The sequence below is a fragment of the uncultured Gemella sp. genome, assembly GCF_963529685.1.
Classification (GTDB): Bacteria; Bacillota; Bacilli; order Staphylococcales; family Gemellaceae; genus Gemella.
Genome location: NZ_CAUSAI010000012.1, coordinates 18,214 through 37,817 on the forward strand (window position 1 = coordinate 18,214; position 19,604 = coordinate 37,817).

At 31.3% G+C, this 19,604-nt stretch carries 15 protein-coding genes; 13 read left to right on the forward strand and 2 right to left on the reverse strand.

Annotated features, from left to right (window positions below; all coding sequences use genetic code 11):
- Positions 1–152: 152 nt before the first annotated feature.
- The 8 genes from RWS90_RS03260 to RWS90_RS03295 all read left to right on the forward strand — a co-directional run bounded on the left by RWS90_RS03260 (position 153) and on the right by RWS90_RS03295 (position 12,721).
- Positions 153–884: a rhodanese-like domain-containing protein gene (locus RWS90_RS03260; protein WP_314548576.1), complete on the forward strand. Its 732-nt coding sequence runs from the start codon at positions 153–155 to the stop codon at positions 882–884.
- A gap of 143 nt (positions 885–1,027) precedes the next feature.
- The gene (locus RWS90_RS03265; protein ID WP_314548578.1) at positions 1,028–1,783 is read left to right on the forward strand and encodes a rhodanese-like domain-containing protein; all 756 of its coding nucleotides are present in this window, start codon (positions 1,028–1,030) and stop codon (positions 1,781–1,783) included.
- A 246-nt stretch (positions 1,784–2,029) separates the two neighbouring features.
- Complete coding sequence (locus tag RWS90_RS03270) at positions 2,030–3,520, forward strand: TIGR04282 family arsenosugar biosynthesis glycosyltransferase (RefSeq protein ID WP_314548580.1); 1,491 nt, start codon at positions 2,030–2,032, stop codon at positions 3,518–3,520.
- A gap of 10 nt (positions 3,521–3,530) precedes the next feature.
- A complete protein-coding gene (locus RWS90_RS03275) occupies positions 3,531–4,109 on the forward strand; it encodes a TVP38/TMEM64 family protein (RefSeq protein ID WP_314548581.1) in 579 nt (192 codons plus the stop codon).
- An 824-nt stretch (positions 4,110–4,933) separates the two neighbouring features.
- Positions 4,934–10,846, forward strand: coding sequence for a putative Ig domain-containing protein (locus RWS90_RS03280; RefSeq protein WP_314548583.1), 5,913 nt, complete (start codon positions 4,934–4,936; stop codon positions 10,844–10,846).
- Between the two features lie 467 nt (positions 10,847–11,313).
- The gene (locus RWS90_RS03285) at positions 11,314–11,694 is read left to right on the forward strand and encodes a VanZ family protein (protein ID WP_314548603.1); all 381 of its coding nucleotides are present in this window, start codon (positions 11,314–11,316) and stop codon (positions 11,692–11,694) included.
- Positions 11,695–11,770: 76 nt separating this feature from the next.
- Positions 11,771–12,445 carry a response regulator transcription factor gene (locus RWS90_RS03290; protein WP_314548585.1) on the forward strand — a complete coding sequence of 225 codons (675 nt, stop codon included), beginning with the start codon at positions 11,771–11,773 and terminating at the stop codon, positions 12,443–12,445.
- 9 nt (positions 12,446–12,454) lie between these two features.
- A complete protein-coding gene (locus RWS90_RS03295) occupies positions 12,455–12,721 on the forward strand; it encodes a UPF0223 family protein (RefSeq protein ID WP_314548589.1) in 267 nt (88 codons plus the stop codon).
- On the opposite strand, the gene RWS90_RS03300 is transcribed toward RWS90_RS03295, so the two are convergent.
- Both RWS90_RS03300 and RWS90_RS03305 read right to left on the reverse strand, forming a co-directional pair.
- Positions 12,718–13,494 carry a class I SAM-dependent methyltransferase gene (locus RWS90_RS03300; protein WP_314548590.1) on the reverse strand — a complete coding sequence of 259 codons (777 nt, stop codon included), beginning with the start codon at positions 13,492–13,494 and terminating at the stop codon, positions 12,718–12,720. The two genes, RWS90_RS03295 and RWS90_RS03300, sit on opposite strands and share 4 nt — an antisense overlap.
- A complete protein-coding gene (locus RWS90_RS03305) occupies positions 13,469–14,035 on the reverse strand; it encodes a 5-formyltetrahydrofolate cyclo-ligase (protein WP_314548592.1) in 567 nt (188 codons plus the stop codon). Before RWS90_RS03305 ends, RWS90_RS03300 begins: the two co-directional genes overlap by 26 nt.
- A 520-nt stretch (positions 14,036–14,555) precedes the next feature.
- Between RWS90_RS03305 and RWS90_RS03310 the strand changes: the two genes are divergently transcribed.
- From RWS90_RS03310 to RWS90_RS03330, 5 genes are all read left to right on the forward strand, one after another.
- Positions 14,556–15,818, forward strand: coding sequence for an ABC transporter ATP-binding protein (locus tag RWS90_RS03310; protein WP_314548594.1), 1,263 nt, complete (start codon positions 14,556–14,558; stop codon positions 15,816–15,818).
- Complete coding sequence (locus tag RWS90_RS03315) at positions 15,818–16,639, forward strand: ABC transporter permease subunit (protein ID WP_314548597.1); 822 nt, start codon at positions 15,818–15,820, stop codon at positions 16,637–16,639. Before RWS90_RS03310 ends, RWS90_RS03315 begins: the two co-directional genes overlap by 1 nt.
- Before the next feature lie 28 nt (positions 16,640–16,667).
- Positions 16,668–17,846 carry an AraC family transcriptional regulator gene (locus tag RWS90_RS03320; protein WP_314548598.1) on the forward strand — a complete coding sequence of 393 codons (1,179 nt, stop codon included), beginning with the start codon at positions 16,668–16,670 and terminating at the stop codon, positions 17,844–17,846.
- A 163-nt stretch (positions 17,847–18,009) separates the two neighbouring features.
- Positions 18,010–18,783, forward strand: a complete 774-nt coding sequence (locus RWS90_RS03325; RefSeq protein ID WP_314548600.1) for a type III pantothenate kinase — start codon at positions 18,010–18,012, stop codon at positions 18,781–18,783.
- A 98-nt stretch (positions 18,784–18,881) separates the two neighbouring features.
- Positions 18,882–19,427 carry a TIGR00730 family Rossman fold protein gene (locus RWS90_RS03330; RefSeq protein ID WP_314548601.1) on the forward strand — a complete coding sequence of 182 codons (546 nt, stop codon included), beginning with the start codon at positions 18,882–18,884 and terminating at the stop codon, positions 19,425–19,427.
- The last annotated feature ends 177 nt before the right edge of the window (positions 19,428–19,604 follow it).

Here is a 19,604-nt window from a genome sequence, read left to right on the forward strand (position 1 = left end):
ATTAGTGGATTATGGCTTTTATTGCGTTATTATGTAAATTTAAATTTGTAATAAAAGTAAAATAATTATTTGATATCTTGGGAACTGCTGTTGATTGAATTTGTTTAATTTGTTATACTATTTATGAAATTAATTATGAAGGAGATAAATTTATGAAATACAATAAATTATTAGTTGTCAGTATGGCAGCGGTACTATCATTATCATTAGCGGGGTGTTCTTCATCATCTACTAGTACTTCTAGCAGTAGCAATGCAACAGTTGCTGTAAAAGAATTAAAAGGAGAAGAACTGAATAAAATTGAAAAAGATGACAAAGAAAAAGAAAAATATCTTGTTATCGATGTAAGAGATGCGAAGGAATATAAAGAAGGACATGTAAAACACGCTATCAACATTCCGCTAGCTGACATTGAGAAACATGCAGAACATTTAAGCGCATGGAAAGATAAAGAAGTAGTAACAATCTGTAATACTGGTAAGAAAAGTAAAGAAGCTGCTGATAAACTTGTAAAAGCAGGATTCAAAAAAGTTTCTAACGCTCAAGGTGTTAAAGACTATAAAGATTACGAAATAGTTAAATTCACTACTTTATTAGCAAATGAATTCCAAGCTGCAATCGATAAAAAAGAAGGAACGTTTATCGACGTTCGTGAAGCAAAAGATTATGAAAAAGGTCATGTAGCAGGGGCTAAAAACATCGATGTTAAGAACATAGATAAAGATCTTGCAGCATTGTTACCAGCAGATAAAAATGCGCCTGTTTATACATATTGTTACAGTGGTAACCGTTCATCTAAAGCTGCTCAAAAAGCTGTTGAGTTAGGATATACAAATGTGTACAATGCTTGGGATGGAGCAAAAGAACATGAATACAAATTCTAAGAAATAATGGGTAAATATAGTATTATTTATTAGAAAAAAAACTATTTTTAAGTTATACTAATAAGGGACAGGGGATACAAAAATGTATTAAATATTTAAGTACCACCTTGTCTCTTATTAAATAAGGAGAGGAAGAAATATAAATGAAATTTAATAAATTTTTAGCTGTGAGCATGTCAGCAATGTTATCATTAACTTTAGTAGGATGTTCAACTACTTCATCTGCAAAAGAATTAAAGGGTGAGGAGTTAAACAAAATTCAAAAAGATGACAAAGAAAAGGAAAATTATCTAGTTATAGATGTTAGAGAAGAGGCGGCATATAAAGAAGGGCATCTTAAACATGCAATAAATATTCCAGCATCAAAAATAGATAAGAGTATTGAACAAATTCGTACATGGAGAGAGAAAAAAGTTGTAGTATACAGTGATAATTCGAATACAACAAAAGATGCTGTAGAAAAACTTACAAAACAAGGATTCAAAGATGTAACAGGAGCTCAAAATTTAAAAGATTATAATTATGATCTTGTAAAATATTCATCATTAAGTAGCAGTAAATTCCAAGATGCATTATTAGACACAGCTGCAAACAATGTGTGCTTAGATGTAAGAGATAAAGCTGATTTTGAAAAAGGTCACGCAGCTGGAGCAAAAAATATCGATGTTAAAAAATTAGATGATTTAAAATCAATTTTACCGGAAAATAAAGAATTACCAATATATGTATATAGTTCTACAGGAAATAGTTCTTCAGTAGTTGCTCAAAAACTTATTGATTTAGGATACAAAAATGTATGTAATGCAATAGATGGAACTAAAGAGTTTAATTATAAATTCGAGATTTCTGATTGTTGTAAAGAGCCAAGTGATGCAGTAAAAGGTTCTGAGAAGCATTAAGGTCACTGTGAAAACTGCAAAGATGAACACAAAGATCATGAAGGACATGATCATTCTGGACACAATCACTCTTCAGAGAAAAAAGACGATCATTCTGGACATAATCATTAATATCTAGTATAGAAAGGGTGACTTAAAATCGTGATTTCAGTAAGGAAATGGTTTTATTAAGTCTCCCTTTTTGTATAGATTTGATTGTTGACTGCGAATGTATCAAGAGATTTAATTAAAGGAAAAATTTCAGAAATGAAGAATAAAATTATTTTTTTTACAAGAGTACCTAAAGTAGGTACAACAAAAACAAGGTTATATGATTTTGTTTCTCCAGAAGCTGCTGTTGAAATTCAAAAAAAATTAATGAGAAAAAACTATGATATTTTGAAAAATAGTAAAGAAGAGTTAGTAGTTTACCATGATGGGCAAAGTAGTGATAATGAAATTATGAAGAATATTCTAGAAGATAGAGAATTTTCTTATCAAGTAGGAGCTACGCTTGGAGATAAAATGTACAATGCAATTGAAATAGAATTACGAGCTAGTGATAGGGTGATTTTATTAGGTTCAGATATATTTAATCTTCAAGAAAATATGATTTACATTGCGTTTGAAAAATTAGCTGAGTATGATGTCGTTATAAATCCAAGTGTTGATGGTGGTTATTTTTTAATCGGAATGAAAAAAGCTATAAAAGAAGTATTTAATCTTCCTAGTTATGGGGATAATACAGTTTTAGAAAATCTACTGGCTGTCTGTAAAGAACATGAATTAAGCTATTATTTAGGAGAAAGTGGACTTGATATTGATACAAAAGAAGATCTTCTATCAGCAGAAACAGGTTATAGTAATATTGAATTGCTAGGTGCAGGAGAATATAATATTAATTTTACCTTTGACGAAGCGGGGTTAAAAAAAGTTCTTAGAATCAATATGAAGAGTCAGATGAATCTAGAAAATCAGATAGAATATGAATATGAAACACTACAATTATTAAAAGACAGTGGTGTTACACCAAAGCCATATGATTTAATAACAGAAACAACTTTATTACCTTACAAATATTTGACTATGGAATTCTTGAAAGGAAGAGTACTTGATTACAAAACGGATATGAAGATAGCCGCGTATTTATTAAGTAAAGTTCATAATATAGAATATGGTAAAAATAATTTAATTAATGCTACAAATCCATTTCAACTTATGTTTGACGAATGTAAGCAAATGTCTGGTGAGTATATAGCTTGGGATAAAGCTGATGAGAAAGTTAGCAATTATATTAGAGCATTTTTAGAAAAATGTCAGTGCCTTATTCCAAAAGAATATACAATATCTAATCCGTGTATAATTAATACAGAACTAAATTCGGGGAATTTCTTAATAGGAGAAGGAAAAGAAGACAGCTATATAATAGACTGGGAAAAAGCTTTAATAGGAGAGTGTGAACAAGATTTAGCACACTTCTTAGCACCGACGACGACATTTTGGAAAACTGATATTATCTTATCAGAAAAAGAAATTAACGATTTCTTAAAGGAATATAGTAGTTATCGAGCTTTTGATAGAGAAAGATTTGAAAGATATTTAATATTTAATTGTCTAAGGGGAGTTACTTGGTGTAGTATGGCGTTCAGACAGTATAGTGAAAATGATAAGATGCTTATGGATGCTGCTACGTTTAAAAAAATAGCTTCATATATTGAATTAGAATTTTTAGAAAAAGTATCAGCATACTTTAAATAGGAGGAAAGTGATGACTGAATTTATTCAAAGTTTTGGTGTACTAGCACCAATTATTTATGTATTAATGTTCATGTTCTTACCGGTGTTTTTCTTTCCAGTTCCGATATTAGCTGTTGCTGGAGGAGTAGCATTTGGTTTTGTTGAAGGAAGTTTATTAACTTTCGTTGGAGCTTCATTAAATTGTTATATTATGTTTGTAATATCACGTCGTTTTGGACGTGAGTGGGTAAAAAACTACCTTAAGAAGAAAATGACACCGAAGCAACATGACAGGATATTTAATGTTAGTGATGAAAAACTAATGATGAGTTTAGTGATATTAAGACTTATACCGTTGGTTCCGTATAATATGATAAATTATGGCTATGGATTAACAAATATTAGTTTGACAAAGTATATGATTGCTAGTGTACTCGGAATAATTCCGGGAACAATAGTGTTTTTAAATTTTGGTGCTACTAGTACAAATATCTTTAGTAAAGAATTTTTAATAGCTTCATTATTAGTAATATTATTAACTGTTGGATCAATCTATTTATCTAAACTAGTTGAAAAAAGAGAACAACAAAAGAAAGCAGAAAATGACTAAGAAAATGGGTAGACTCAAAAGTCCTAAATTTTAAAAAAGTGTATATGATAACTCATAGACGCAGTGGTTTATCGATATCTAAATTCGCTTTATCAAAGTTTTTTAGATATTTAATAAACTTTGTGGGAGTGACTCGACAAAATCGATTTTGTCGAGTCACTCCCATTTTTTTGTATAAGAATTAGCTGTATTTGAGAGATTTCTAAATTACGTTTCGGTTATAGATGATTCATATCACTTAAAAGTCACGTCAGTTTTGAAAAATTTATATATTTTATATTGGCGTCTACACATTTACAGAAAAAGTTAAAAATTTTTAAGAAGATATTTGCTGAATAAAGCGATGTGTGATATACTTAAAAAGCATCATTTTAAAATGTATTTAGAGATGACAAATGTCGATAATTTAATTGTTTTTTTATTAATAATTAGGGTTATATTTGAAATGATAAAAGAAGCAACACTTACGGATATATAGATGTTATTGGAGTGTTATTTATAGGATTTAAGTGACGCGACTTTACAAGAATATAACCTAAAGAAAAGGGGTTTGTAAAGTTGCTTTCTTAGTATTTATTAGATATCAAAAAGATTTCATAAATCGAATTTTGATATCGATCCCTCGCGTATGTAGGGTAAGCTTTGTTCATAGTTGTTACAATTCAGAGAGCTCTGTCTAGTAATCATTTTAAGGGGTATATTTGTTATAAGATTCGAATGTAGTTCAATTTTGTTAATTATATTGACAGTTCAAAAATGAGGATAATATATCTATTTAATACTTAGAAAGAATTTGAAAATAAAGAAGGAGATTATTTAATTATATGAAGTTTGAAAAAAGACAAAAATATGCAATACGTAAACTTAGTGTCGGTGTGGCATCGGTTCTTGCTGCGCAGTTTTATGTAGGTAGTGTATCTGATGTTCCAGAAGTACAGGCTGGAGAGGTTGTTGGAGCTGAGATAGCGAACAAGGTAGACAATGTATCAGCCGGAAGACCTAAAGATATAGAAGATGAGGTTATAGGTAAAAAACAAGATAGTACAGTTGGAAATTCTACAAACGCAGAAACAAAACCAAAATCAGAAGAAAATTCAGATTCTGCTAATTTAGAAATACCAAAAAAATCTGAAGAAAATGCTGATAAGAAGACTGCCGATAAAGTAGACGCTAAAGAAAAAGAGGTTGAAAAATCTAAAGAGAAGAAAGAAAAAACTCTGGAAGAAAAAGAAGATAAAAAATCTTTAGAGAAAAAAGAAGTTCAAGAAGCTAAGGATACTTTATCAAATAGACTTTTGGAATCTAAGGCAGTTAGCCAAGAAGCTGAAAAATATTTAGCAGGGAAAGAAGTTAGTGCAGAAGTTAGAACTAAAATAACTACGAATTTAGAGAGTTCTAAGCAAGAAGAGAGTAAAGTGCAACAGCTTTTAACAAAAGATAAAGCGACTCTAGAAGAATTAAATAACAGTGTGCGAACTCTTGAAACCGCGCTTGAGGTACTATATTTAGAGCTTAGAAGGTCAGGACATTCAGGGAAAGTTAGTTATAGGTTGGAGACAACGGTAACTCCTCCTGCAGAGACAAGTACGGATTCTCCAGAACTTACTCCTAGAACTGGCTCAAAAGTAATTTATTCGAATGGCGCACCGGATTCTACTGAAATTGGGTATGACATTTCAAATACGTTGTATGGAAATGATGATACAAATAGTGACCGATATTATAATAATTCGTACTATTATTTTATTTTAAATGAGGATGCTAAGAAATTAGGATTGAGGGCTAGTTACTCAAGTTTTACTGGTTCTGATGGGAAAACACATTATAAAGGCTTTTTATCTGGTTCTGTTTCACCTGGAGTAGAATCGGGTCTTTATAATGTCGGATTCACTTATCAAGGTAAATCATATACTACAAATGTAGAGGTGAAATCTGTTGAGGGAGCACCGTATATGACCTTAGAGCGTTATTTTGGAGATGATTCTGGTCGTAACATACGAGATTATAAATTGAAAAAAGATGGTTCTACAGTTGACCTGAAGTATAAGGTCGGATTGACGAGAATAGGTTGGGATGATGTAGAATTAACTCCAGATGCTAAGGCGTTGGGATATACTTTCGACAAAACAACAGGTTATATAACTAAAACAGTCACTCTAAATAATTCAATAGAAAGTAGAAATTATGTTATTGGAGTGCAGTCTAAAACAGATCCATATACTAGAGTTGTAGCTAACTTAACGATAGAAGAACCACCGGTGTTTAAGGTGGTTGAAAATTCTGATTATTTTATTCATACTAACGATTCTTATGGAGACTCGGTTACTTATGATAAGAATACTAATACAGCGTATATGACATCTACTCCTTTTGGTTATTATTTGAATTCTAGTAAGCCGCAGACGATAGCGGACGCGAAGACAGATAGCCCTCAATATACATCTAATCTTTGGCTATCATTGCCAGGAAGTAGAGATGAATATAATATTGTCAATAATGCAGCTCCGATAACTATTACTAAGTTAGAACAAACAGGTGGCAGTAGCGGTGTAAAAGTAGAGCTTATTAAAGATGGTCCAGCAACAGCGAATAATATATTTATCTATAGTAAATATTATGGTACAACTTCAGATATTTTGACAGATAATATTTCTAGGGAGCATGAAAGAAGCACTGATGATAATTTAACCAATTTGTCACCCTATCGATTAAAATTTAAAAGTCTCCCAGAAAAAGCAGGTACTTATTTTGTTGATTTTCAAATAACGGATAATATCGGTAGGGTAACTAATTATCATTTAAATCTTATTACTAAGGAAGTTTCGCAAACTACTCCAAATAACGGAAACAGTAATAGTGGAAACTATACTATTACTAACGCTGATGTTATGTTTGATGCGGATAAACTTTACCGAGTGACTAATCCTATTCCAGTAGCTGTTCCTATCTCTGATAAGGAACAAAATCTAGGAGACTTAGTACTGAATAAGGCGAATGCTACATTGGAAATCAATAGTAAACCTGAAGGAGTAGAGATTATAAAAGATACTGAAGATCCTACTAGATTTAAGGTAATAAAACAAAATGATAAGACTTTAGCTGCAGGTGTTTATACAATTACTGCTACAGCTCGTGACGGACACTTTGGAGCCAATGTTCCATCTCGTACTTATAGGTTTGAAGTGATGGATGGTATAAATAATATTGATCATAAAACATGGACTGAAGGAAAAGAGATTCCAAATATTCCTGTTTTAATGACGAATGGTAGTAAGATTACTAAATTAACGGTTGAATCAGAGGGTGACTATATTCACCTAAGTCCTAATGCGGATAGTACAGGTTTAGTGGGTTATGCTCTGAAAAAAACTGATGGTCGAAAAGAAGCGGTTGTTACAGCTACATATACCAATGCTGAAGGTCAAAGTCGTCAGATTAAGACTAAGTTTACTTATGAGGTAAATGCTTCACCTGTAACGGATTTAGATTTATCTATTACGAATGATAAACAGACGGTTGTAGAAGGTACTAAATTTAAAGATATGGTTGTCACAGCTAGTGAGGGAGCAACGGTTACAGTTGATCCTACTAAGTTGCCTGAGGGAATAACTTATGATGAAAGTACTAAGACATTATCAGGGAAAGGGCAATATGAAGGTCGTTATATTATTCCGGTAATGGCTACTAAAGATGACAAGTCGGTTACTAAGTTAGTCGACCTTACAGTAATGCCAGGAAACTTTAATGTCCCAACGGCTAATTACACGTTTACAGCAGGTAATGAAATAACTCCAATTACACTTAAAATTCCTGCAAATGCGACTGTAAGTTCAGTTGGAGGTACTTTACCAAGAGGTTTAAGCTGGTCTGCGGACAGAAAAACAATCACAGGTACTCCGACTCAAGTAGGGACTTTCCAAGTGTATGGATATGTTAATAGAACTACTGCAGGTGGTACAAATCAGTCGACATATGGGTATGTAAATATCACAGTAAACAGTGTGCCGCTAAACTTTTCTATTCCTGATAATAGAAAAGAAGTGAAAGTTTTAGATGAACTTCCTTCGATTAATCTACAAGCGGATGGAGCGGTGTTATCGATAACTTCAGGTTCTTTACCTCCTGGGGTAAATTATGATGCTACGACTAAAACTGTTTCAGGAACTCCTACAAAAGTTGGAACTTATACTGCAACATTTACAGCAACAAGTCCAACAATTAGTGGAAATTCAACAGCAAGTGCAACGTTAACGATTAATGTAACGAAACGTAATTTAACTGTAACGGTTGATAATAAGGAGCAAGAAAAAGATGTTCTAAGTGCTATTGACAATGTAGTACTGGTTCCTTCTGATAGCAAAGCTAGATTAGAAGTAGATACAAGTAAACTTCCACCAGGAGTTACTTATAATTCAGATACAAGAACTATTTCCGGTACACCATCTAAAGTGGGAGAATATTTAATTCCATATAAAGCGACTTTCCCAGAAATGGTAGAATCTCCAGTTGACGGGGGACATATTAAAATTAATGTTCGCCCACTTCCAGTAAGTATCAATGTTACAGATAAAGAACAAACGATTCATGTGGGTACAGCTATTAAGGATATGGTTGTTACTCACAGTAAACATTCGAACTTAGGAGCTCGTTACTTAAGTGTAGATTTACCAGAAGGCGATATAGATTCTTATCTTGAGTCAACAGCAGGGTTGCGTTATGATCGTGTAAATCGTACAATTAGCGGAACTCCAACCAAGCCTGGGACATATATAATTCGCTTGAAAGCAACGTTAGATTCTGAATTGTTAGGTAAAGGAACTTCAAATGATAGTGCAGAAGCAACTATTACTTTAAAAGTAGTAGATGATCCAGTATCATTAGACATTAAAAATAATCGTCAAATGATTGCGCTAGGGAAAACAGCTCTTCGTCCAATTACGTTTGCAGTACCAGCAGGTGCCACATTAATATTTGATAAAACAAAACTTCCAGATGGTGTAACATATGATGAGTCTACTAAAATTATTTCAGGAACACCAACAGCAGCTGGAGCATTTGACATTCCAGTAACCGTAACAAGTGTAGGAGGTAAGTCTATTACAAAAGATATCACAATTGATGTTGTAGACTTAACGCCACCGACTCCGACAGTTACAGTGAAGGAAAACAATGACGGAACTCATACCATTACGATATCACAAGCAGGCGGTAAACTTGTTGAAACAATTATCAAGAATGGTAAAGATGGAGAAACTCCAAAAGTCAAAGTAGATCGCAATGAAACTAAGAAAGAAACTACGTTAACATTCTATAGTGATAAGAATGCAAATAATCAGTTTGACGAAGGAACAGATACAGTTCTAGGAACATCTGTCATAAAAGATGGTCAAGACGGAGCAGCTGGAGCAAAAGGTGACAAGGGTGACCAAGGTCTTCAAGGACGCGATGGACAAAATGGAACAAACGGACAAAATGGACGTGATGGAAAAGATATCCTAAACGGTACAAGCGCACCAACCGCTCAAGATGGTAAAGATGGGGATACATTCATCAATACAACAACAGGCGACGTACTTGTTAAGAAAGATGGAGAGTGGAAAGAAACAGGTAACATCAAAGGAGCAAAAGGTGACAAAGGTGACCAAGGTCTTCAAGGACGCGATGGACAAAATGGAACAAACGGAAAAGACGGTCGTGCACCACGTGTTGAATTAAAACCAATTTATCCAGCGCAACCTCGAAGTGCAAGAAGAGCAAGAAGTGTGGACTCTACTCCGACACCTCAACCAACAACTAAACCAATTGGAGTTCATATTACTGTTTACTACGACAATGATAATAATTTAATGTACAATACTGGTGATACATTAATCAGTGAGGAAGATATCTATAACGGAGTAGACGGAGTTAATGGACGCGACGGAATTGATGGTAAATCATCTACAATTGAAACAAAAGAAAATGCAGATGGAACACATACTATCGTTATTACAAATCCAGATGGAACAAAACAAGAAATTGTAGTGAAGAATGGAAAAAACGGACGCGACGGAAAAGATGGAATTGATGGTAAATCATCTACAATTGAAACAAAAGAAAATGCAGATGGAAGTCGCACTATTATCATTACAAATCCAGATGGAACAAAACAAGAATTCGTAGTGAAGAATGGAAAAGACGGACGCGACGGAAAAGATGGAATTGATGGTAAATCATCTACAATTGAAACAAAAGAAAATGCAGATGGAAGTCGCATTATTATCATTACAAATCCAGATGGAACAAAACAAGAAATTGTTGTGAAGAACGGTAAAGATGGATACGATGGAAAAGATGGCAACTGTGGTTGTGGAGATAAACCAACTGAGGATAAACCACAAGGACCAAAAGGTGATAAACCAGAACAACAACGTGAAGATAAACCACAAGGACCAAAAGGTGATAAACCAGAACAACCACGTGAAGACAAATCGCAAGAACCAAAAGGTGATAAACCACAAGAACCAAGAGAAGACAAACCGGTAACACCACGTGAAGACAAACCTCAAGTTCCAAGCGTGACGCCTCAAGTTCCAACGAAAACTCCAGAACAATTAGTACCTACTATGGACAGTATTAAAGTGGATGCTCGTAAAGGAATGTTAGCTAAAACAGGTGAAGGGAAGCTTGACACATCAGTCTTCTTAGGAAGTACGGTATTACTTGCGTTTTATCTACTTAGAAAAAAAGAAAATTAAGATAATCTATTTTTAGTGATGCATTGTTCATTTAATAGGATAAGGTTATTTAAAAATTAGTGCTAGCATGCAACTGCACACCTAGCTAGTACTCAATACACAAATTATAAGGAGACGATTCGAAATTGATTAAAATAGGATCATAATATTCGAGTCGTCCCTTATTTATATAGTAAAAATTTAAAATTTATTCGAGTTTATAGTTTCCATATTATATGGAATTAAATTTCCATTTATAATAAATGAAGATAAATGTTACTATATCTGTAACTTCTCGAAAAATATTATGTTTTTTGGATGATTAGTATAAATTAAAATGTATTTTTTTGATTATTTTAATTACAAATGTTGCCAATTATTAAGATAATGTGGTATGATAGAAATTAGGAAAAAAATATTAAACTAAATAATAAGGAGAAAATTTTATTAAATTTTTATATAAAAAATACTTTTCATTACTAATATTAATTTTTGTATGCATTGCTATATTTCTATTTTCTAGTCAGGTGGGTTCGGAATCATCTCAGATTTCAAACAATTTAGCTGTAAGAAAATTAGGGCATTTCAGTGAATATCTAATGCTAGGATTTTTTTCGTTTTCTTATTTTTCAAATTTATTCTTGAAAAGTGATAAATTTAGAGATTTTAAGAAAACGATATCTATAAGTTGGATTTTTTCTATTTTGTATGCGGCTAGTGATGAATTTCACCAGACATTTGTGGAAGGTAGATGTGGGAATGTTATTGATGTGATAATAGATGGAAGCGGAGCTTTTGTTGGAATATTGTGCTCCAGCATTATATATTTTATGTTAATCAAAAAAATTAAAAAAATATCTTTGTTTTAGTTGTATTTTTTTTAGAAAAGTTATAAAATAATATCCTAGGTGAAAACTAATTTAAAAATATAAGGAGGAGTTATTGATGCTTAAAGCACTTATTGTAGAAGATGACAAATTATTGGCTGCATCGTTAAAGGCGGCAATCGCAGAGAAATTTGATGCTGATGTTTGTTATAATGGCTTAGATGGACAAAAATTTATTGATGAAAATGTTTATGATTTCGTTATTGCTGATAGCATTTTACCCGGAAGAGGTGGAATTGATCTATTAGATTATATTCGTGAAGAAAAAGAATCGAAAATACCAGTAATTGTAATAACTATAGCTGAATCAACTGAAGAAAAGGCTAGAGTTATGAAGCATAGAGTAACAGAATATCTACCACGTGTAGCGGATGCTTCTCTTATACTGACAACAATGGCGAACCTACTTCAACGTGAAAGTAATCTTAAAGGTGAAAATGAAATTACTTATGGAGATTTAATATTGGATCTTAAAAATGAATTAGTTATTTCTAGATATGGAACATTAGAAACTATTAAAGGTAAATATCTTGAGTTATTATCATTTTTTGTAATTAATAATAATATCGTATTAGAAAAAGAAGAGATATTTGATCGTGTATGGGGGGTTGATTCTGAGACAACTATTAATGCGATTGAGGTTTATATTTCTGGGCTTAGAAAAGAACTACGAAAAATTGGTTATGATAAGAATTTAAGAACTGTTCGTGGTGTCGGATATACTTTTGAGTAGGTAGCGGGTATGGAGTTTAATTATCCTATCGACTACACTTTATACAATACTGATGAAATAACTGTTATTATTAAATTTTTAGATTTAATAGAGGAGTGTTATTTATCGGGAGTTGAATTAATGCAGTTTAAATCAACATATAAAGAATTTAAAAATGTAGTTCGAGCTAAATCGGAAGAAAATTCGTTATATCGTGAATTTAAAGAAATAACAGGATATGATGGATATTTAGCGGTTAAAGAAATGAAGAGTGAAAAACCAAAAATTAAGCTTTAATGCTTAGTTTTTGGTTTTTTTGTTATGTCGATAAATCCATAATGGAATTTTGTATTTTTTCTTATTATTCTTGTGAAATTGTATTTTTCGAATATATCGTCTTTAAAATGGGCTTTTATAATAATCTTTTTTCTTCCTACACGACAAGCTTCTATAATAAAACTATCGAACGGAAATGAAGTTTCAGCGAGAGTAGTAATTCCATCTAGGTTGTTTGATTCGGCGATGCTGTGGGAAAACATAGGATCTATGTATATTACATCATAAGAATTGTCTGTGCTATTTTTTAGAAATTCTAGACAATCTGAGTTGTAAGATGTAATTTTTCTCATAGCATCGTTGATTTTTTCGTTTTGAGAGGTGTATTCTTTTAGTCCTGTATTTGTAATTAAGAATATAATGTTGTTTTTTTCTATTGCTGTGACGTTGTGTCCGTAATAGCTTAGTAGTATACTATCGCCAGCGAGCCCCATTGTACAGTCAAGAATGTCTTGTTTTTCATCGTTGATTATCTCCAGTAGAGGCTCGTTGTCTGAATTTTTTATTTTTAGAGCTGTAGTATCTAAGTGGAAGAAAAGTTCGGAGTTATTTTCGTAATAACTTAATTTGTTTTTATAGACAACTAAAACACCTGTGACGATTGATAGTAGTTGCTTAATAGTTTTCTTGTTTCTAGGGATATATTGAAGTGCTAAGTTATTTGCTAGTAGTTTTGCGGCTGAATCAAGTTCTTTAGTTGTTTTTACGCTAGTTGTTACTATTATATTTTTCATTAATTATTAGTATTTTCTCCTCGGTTATAATTATATCTACTGCTTTATCGTGGCTATCTATTGGGATATCATTTTGAAGCAGTTTATCGTAAGATATTCCTATGCTCGTGTTGTGATTGTTTAGAGCAAGATATTTATCATAGAATCCTTTACCATAACCCAGGCGGTAACCATTTTTATCATATACTATTGAAGGTGTAATGACTAAGTCGATTTCACCTACATAATTAGCAGAATGTTTTGGTTCTAAGATACCAAAACATCCAGGTTCTAAATCGTTCCAAGATTTGATTTGTATTAAGTTCATGTCATTCCCATCGATTTTAGGGACGAATATTTGCTTTTTGTTTATCCATCTTTTTATGAAGTTTTCCGTTTGGATTTCTGTGCCAAAGCCTACGAAAATAAATATTTTTTCGGCTGCTTTGAATAATTTATGTTCTTCAAGTGTTGAAAATATTTTCTCACTAGCCATTTTTCTGTAGTCTTCAGGCAAGATATCTCTTTTTGAAATAAATTTTTTTCTAAGTTCTTTTTTCATGAAAATCACCTCTGAATATATTATATCACAAATTTGAAAGTTATTTACTGATATTAATTTTAAATGTTCGGAAATAACAAAAGTAATTGAATATATATTAAGTTTATGTAAATGAGAAAAAGTACATTATATCTGTAATAATAGTTTTAGTGTTTTGAGTTTAAGGAAAGTTAATATAAAAACAAATATGGTTTTCAACTATAGTGGAAGTTATGTGCTATCTTATTATATTATATGTTTATTTTTAGAATTTTTATATTAATGTATGTACAAGTATAATCAAAATTTTAAGAAAATATAAATTAAAGTTCAGAAAATGATTGCTGTTATAAAAGGATTTCAAATTTTCATAATCTAATCAATAGTAGATAAATAAAAAAATCTTAAATTATGATTTGACTTGTTTGGGGGGATAAAAGTAGTAAAATAAAAAATAATTATTAATTATTTAATGGAAATAATAGTATAAATATGATATAATATAAAAGAAAATTTATAAGAAAGGAAACTTCTACAAATAATGACAAATTCAGAAAAAAATAAAGATATGTTAAGTGGCGATGAATTGGGAAATAATACAAAAACATCGGAAGATTATGCTAAGTTATTAGAAAGAATAAGAAAGCAACTTGATATTGAAAATTCTTCTACTCATACTAGAAAACCACATGTTGAGCCGGAAAATTATGAGCAACCTGTAGTGATGCCAGAAAATCATGAACAGACTGTAGTTATGCCGGTCATTACAGAAAACGTTAGAGATGATTATGAAGAGACTGTTGTGTTGGATAGAAATGAGTTGCTTCATGCTGTTGAAAGAGAAACTGTACCTGAAGTGAGAAATGAGGAAAAAGTAGAGAAAGAAAAAGAGCAACCTGCAGTATTAGAGGTATTAGGCCTTAAAAAACGTATTGGTTTAAAAACAATAGTTGAGGATATTACATTCGATATGCGCGAGGGTGAAATTATTGGACTTCTTGGACCAAATGGTAGTGGTAAGACTACAATAATGAGAATGATAGTTGGACTTACAAAAATATCAAAAGGGGATGTTTACTGTTTTGAAAAACCTCTAGGCTTAGGGAAAAATGCTATGCTTAAAGAAGTTGGTTCAATGATTGAGACACCTGAGTTTTATAATTATATGTCAGGATGGTCTAACTTGAAACAAATCGCGCGTGTATGTGGGAAAAAAGTTACTAGAGCACGCATGAAAGAATTGGTAGAGTTTGTTGGACTTAAAAAAGTGATTAGAAAAAAAGTTAAAACATACTCACTAGGTATGCGTCAACGCTTAGGACTAGCGCAGGCATTGCTTAATGATCCTAAGATTTTAATTCTTGATGAGCCTGTAAATGGATTGGATCCACAAGGAGTTCAGGATTTCCGTAATAAACTTAAAGAAATTGCTGCAACGGGTGTATCTATTTTAATTTCATCACATCTATTAGCTGAGATTGAAAAACTATGTGACAGAGTTATCGTAATAGAAAAAGGTAAAATTATTGCTGATGATAAATTAGAACACTTAATTTCAGAAGAGGTTGTTAAGACATTAATAACAACTCATGATGATGAAAAGACTGAATTGTTAATAAGGGAATTGGGAATTAACTATGACCGCACTAAAGAGGGATTTGTATTTAAAAATCTTGAACGTGGGGAAAAAGCTAGAATTATCTCATATTTAGTAAATAACAATGTTGAATTAGATACAATGCGTGAATTGCATGCATCATTAGAGGATCGATTCCTACAAATTACAGGAGGGGAGAGAAAATAATGAAATTATTAATCAATGAATTTATAAAAGATTATAAAAAGAAAACAACATGGTTATATTTTTTACTGTCATTTGGTATTATTTTGTTAAATAGTTATTTTACAAAAAAACAATTTGAAGATGGCATTGATGTTGTAAAAATATTAAGTGGGATAACAGTAGTTTCAGCTGCACTAGCATTGGTATTTTCGTTAATCGTGTTGGCTAATAATTTATCTCAAGAGTATTCAAAAGGAACTATTAAGTTTTTATACACAAAACCTAAATCTCGTTCTGCGATACTTACTGCTAAAATTGTTTTAGCATTTATTAACTATATTATTTTCTTAGTAGTGGGAACAGTATTTGATTTTTTAACAAAATACTATGTATTCTTTAACAAAAAACTAGGTTTAAATCATTTGAAAGATACTATAGAAGAAGGGTATTTTGGTAGAACAGTTGCTAAACAAATTATAATTACTAATTTAGCGGATTTAGCGGTGTTTATCTTCTTCGTGGCAATGGTAGTATTAGTTTGTGTCGTATTTAAAACGCAAATCCTGTCATTAGTATTAGTAATGTTATCACTTTTAGGAACTGGTTTAATTCAAGGATTGACAGTTTTTGCTGTTTCTAAATATTCATGGGCTAAATATCATATGTTTGATGTGCCGTTATTTGCTGATTATTACAAAGATGAAGCAGCTCGTAATGCTGTAAGAGAAGTGTTTAAGTTTGATAATGCGAATGCATTAATTATTATGTTAGTAGCTTATAGCGTTGTCTTCTTTACAATTTCATATATTGTAAATGCAAGACGTGATATTACAATAGATTAAAATTAAAAGTTGTTAGGAGGTAGGAAAAATGAGAAGTTCATTTAAAAAAATAGATCGAATTAAGGATATTTTAGATTTAAATGGAGATGTATTAACGTACAAATATACAGATGAAGATATGCGATTTGATTTGGGAGAAGAGCAATTAAGTAGTATTTTTAGTAGATTTGTTAAAAGAAATCTTCCTAAGATTAAAGACGGGTTAGTTGCTGGTAAATTAGTAAAATGTCAAAGTGGACTGGGGATTTCATGTTTATTTATTCCGAGTGAAAATGATGAAGAATTCTATTTAATTACTCCGTTTTTAGAGTACTTAATACCGACAAAATTATTCCAAGAGTCTTTAATTAAGTATGGAGCTAGTATTAGCGAATTAATTTGTGATGTGTATTTTTCATTACCAATTACACCAAGAAAGAAATTCAATTATTTAATAGAATTATTAGTTGAAGATGAAAATGTAGATTTTTTAGATGCGATTGTTTTAGTAGAAGATTCAAGTGTTAAAAATGTACGAAGAGCATCTTCAAGAAAGAATTCATATTTAAATAGTATTTTAGAAAGTGAAGTTAAGTTTAAACGTGAAATATTAGAAGCTGTAGTAGATGGGAATATTTCTCGTGTCAATATGCTTTTCGATCTTCGTAAGAGAAATCACGGAGTAGAGGAAAATCATGTGGAACAAGGTGTAAATGTACGTCGTAGACGTTCTTATAATATGAATGATTTGTTGCGTTATGCTTTAGAACAACATAATGATGATTACTTAGGAATTGAAGAATTATGGGTTAAAATTAAAAATAAACTAGATAACTATGACTTATCAGAAGATGTTATTAGAAGCTATTGCTTGCTTGTAGATAGAAATAAATATAAAGATAAACAAGCGGTAGTTCGTAATTGTATAGCTTATATTAATGATAGAATTTCAGAGAAAATCAGCTTAGATAATGTAAGTGATTATCTTGGTGTGAATAAGAGTTACTTATCTTCAATCTTCAATAAGGACATGGGAATTAGTATTGTAGATTATATTCATGATAAACGTATTTCTAATGCTTGTTATTTGCTTGCAAACACTGATTTTTCAATCTCAGAAGTAGCAGATTATATTGGATATTTCGATACAAGTTATTTCATTAGAATATTTAAAACTCTAGTGAAAATGACACCTCTTAAATATAGAGAATCTTTATCTAGAAGATAATAATATAGAAAAGATTGTTGGTTAAAAAGTTAGCCAATAATCTTTTTTTGTAGTTATAGTTTTAATGGTATGTTATATATGTTTTGTATTTTACTACTTGCATTAGGGTAATTGTGGTATAATAGTATCATTCTTAAAATAAGTTAATCATAGGAGATTAAAAATGATTTTTGCATTGGATGTCGGAAATACGAATATTGTACTTGGAGTTTTTGGAAGTGATTATAAAATGCTTCATTCATGGAGGATTGCAACTGATAATACTAAAACAGAAGATGAATTATATGTTATTATCCGAAATTTCTTTATAGACAAGGGGCTTAAATTTGAAGATTTTGATGGAGTAGTTATATCAAGTGTAGTACCTAAGATGATGTTTGCTTTGGAATTGTTAAGTAGAAAATACTTTAAAAAAGAACCTATTGTAGTTTCTACTGAGATTAATACTGGTATAAAAGTTCCTGAACCTTACAGCAGTAAACTTGGTGCGGATCGTGTTGTGGATATAGTGGGAGCTAAGGTAAGTTCTTATTTACCTGCTATTGTAGTAGATTTTGGTACAGCAACAACTTTTGACTGTGTAGATGAAGAATTGAATTACAAAGGTGGAATTATTTGTCCTGGTATGAATATTAGTGCAGAAGCTTTATATGCAAGAGCAGCTAAACTTCCAAGAGTAGAATTTGAAGCGGTAAGTACGTCGCTAGGTTTGGATACAACTAGTCAAATGCAGGCAGGATTATTCTATGGATTTTTAGGTCAATTTGAAAATATTATTAAGCATTTGAAACAAGATTTAGATAAAGATTATAAAGTAGTATTAACAGGTGGTCTATCTAAATTTATAGCGAAGTACAGTGATGTAGTTGATATAGTAGATGAAGAATTGACATTAAAAGGCATCATTGAATTATACAAAATGAATAAAGAAAAATAATTTTTGTTATAGAAACTGAAGATTTACCGTTCTAAACTGAGTGGTAAATCTTTTATATGAAAAGAACAAAGATATTTTAAAAAAGGAGATTAGTTGTCGTGAAAATAACAGTTTTTTGTGGAGCTAATAATGGAAAGAGTGAATCATATATAAAAAATGCAACTGAATTAGGGGAATGGATTGCTGATAATAATCACACATTAGTTTATGGTGGTGGGAAAATTGGATTAATGGGAGTAATCGCTGATACGGTATTGGAAAATAGGGGGGAAGTTATAGGGATAATGCCTCAATTTTTAGTTGATAGAGAAATAAGCCATACTGGTATTACTGAGTTTATTATTGTTGATGATATGTCTGATAGAAAAACTAAACTTGTTGATTTTGGAGATGTTTTTATTGCTCTACCAGGAGGTCCTGGAACATTAGAAGAAATATCACAGGTAATTTCATGGGTTCGAGTAGGCAAAAAAGATGCACCGTGTATATTAATGAATGTTGATGGTTATTATGACTTTCTAGAACAATATTTTGATAAGATGGTAGAAGAAGGGTTTTTAACTAAGGGAGATAGAGAAAAAACTTTATTTACAGATAATATAGAGGAAATGGAACGATTCATATTTAATTATAAAGATTTATAAACGTAAATAAATAGACAATAACGGAAATAAAATGTATAATAATACATCGTAATAAGAAGTTCTAGAATTGAAAGGAATAAATTTTAATGAAAGATTATTTGATTAGAGGATTAGCCTTTAACGATGAAATTAGATTTTTTGTAACGAAAACTACAGATTTAGTAGAAGAAATTAGAC

Coding starts and splice junctions, on each gene's coding strand:
- RWS90_RS03260 (WP_314548576.1), top strand. CDS start 153: ATGAAATACAATAAATTATTAGTTGTCAGTATGGCAGCGGTACTATCA.
- RWS90_RS03265 (WP_314548578.1), top strand. CDS start 1,028: ATGAAATTTAATAAATTTTTAGCTGTGAGCATGTCAGCAATGTTATCA.
- RWS90_RS03270 (WP_314548580.1), top strand. CDS start 2,030: ATGAAGAATAAAATTATTTTTTTTACAAGAGTACCTAAAGTAGGTACA.
- RWS90_RS03275 (WP_314548581.1), top strand. CDS start 3,531: ATGACTGAATTTATTCAAAGTTTTGGTGTACTAGCACCAATTATTTAT.
- RWS90_RS03280 (WP_314548583.1), top strand. CDS start 4,934: ATGAAGTTTGAAAAAAGACAAAAATATGCAATACGTAAACTTAGTGTC.
- RWS90_RS03290 (WP_314548585.1), top strand. CDS start 11,771: ATGCTTAAAGCACTTATTGTAGAAGATGACAAATTATTGGCTGCATCG.
- RWS90_RS03295 (WP_314548589.1), top strand. CDS start 12,455: ATGGAGTTTAATTATCCTATCGACTACACTTTATACAATACTGATGAA.
- RWS90_RS03300 (WP_314548590.1), bottom strand. CDS start 13,494: ATGAAAAATATAATAGTAACAACTAGCGTAAAAACAACTAAAGAACTT.
- RWS90_RS03305 (WP_314548592.1), bottom strand. CDS start 14,035: ATGAAAAAAGAACTTAGAAAAAAATTTATTTCAAAAAGAGATATCTTG.
- RWS90_RS03310 (WP_314548594.1), top strand. CDS start 14,556: ATGACAAATTCAGAAAAAAATAAAGATATGTTAAGTGGCGATGAATTG.
- RWS90_RS03315 (WP_314548597.1), top strand. CDS start 15,818: ATGAAATTATTAATCAATGAATTTATAAAAGATTATAAAAAGAAAACA.
- RWS90_RS03320 (WP_314548598.1), top strand. CDS start 16,668: ATGAGAAGTTCATTTAAAAAAATAGATCGAATTAAGGATATTTTAGAT.
- RWS90_RS03325 (WP_314548600.1), top strand. CDS start 18,010: ATGATTTTTGCATTGGATGTCGGAAATACGAATATTGTACTTGGAGTT.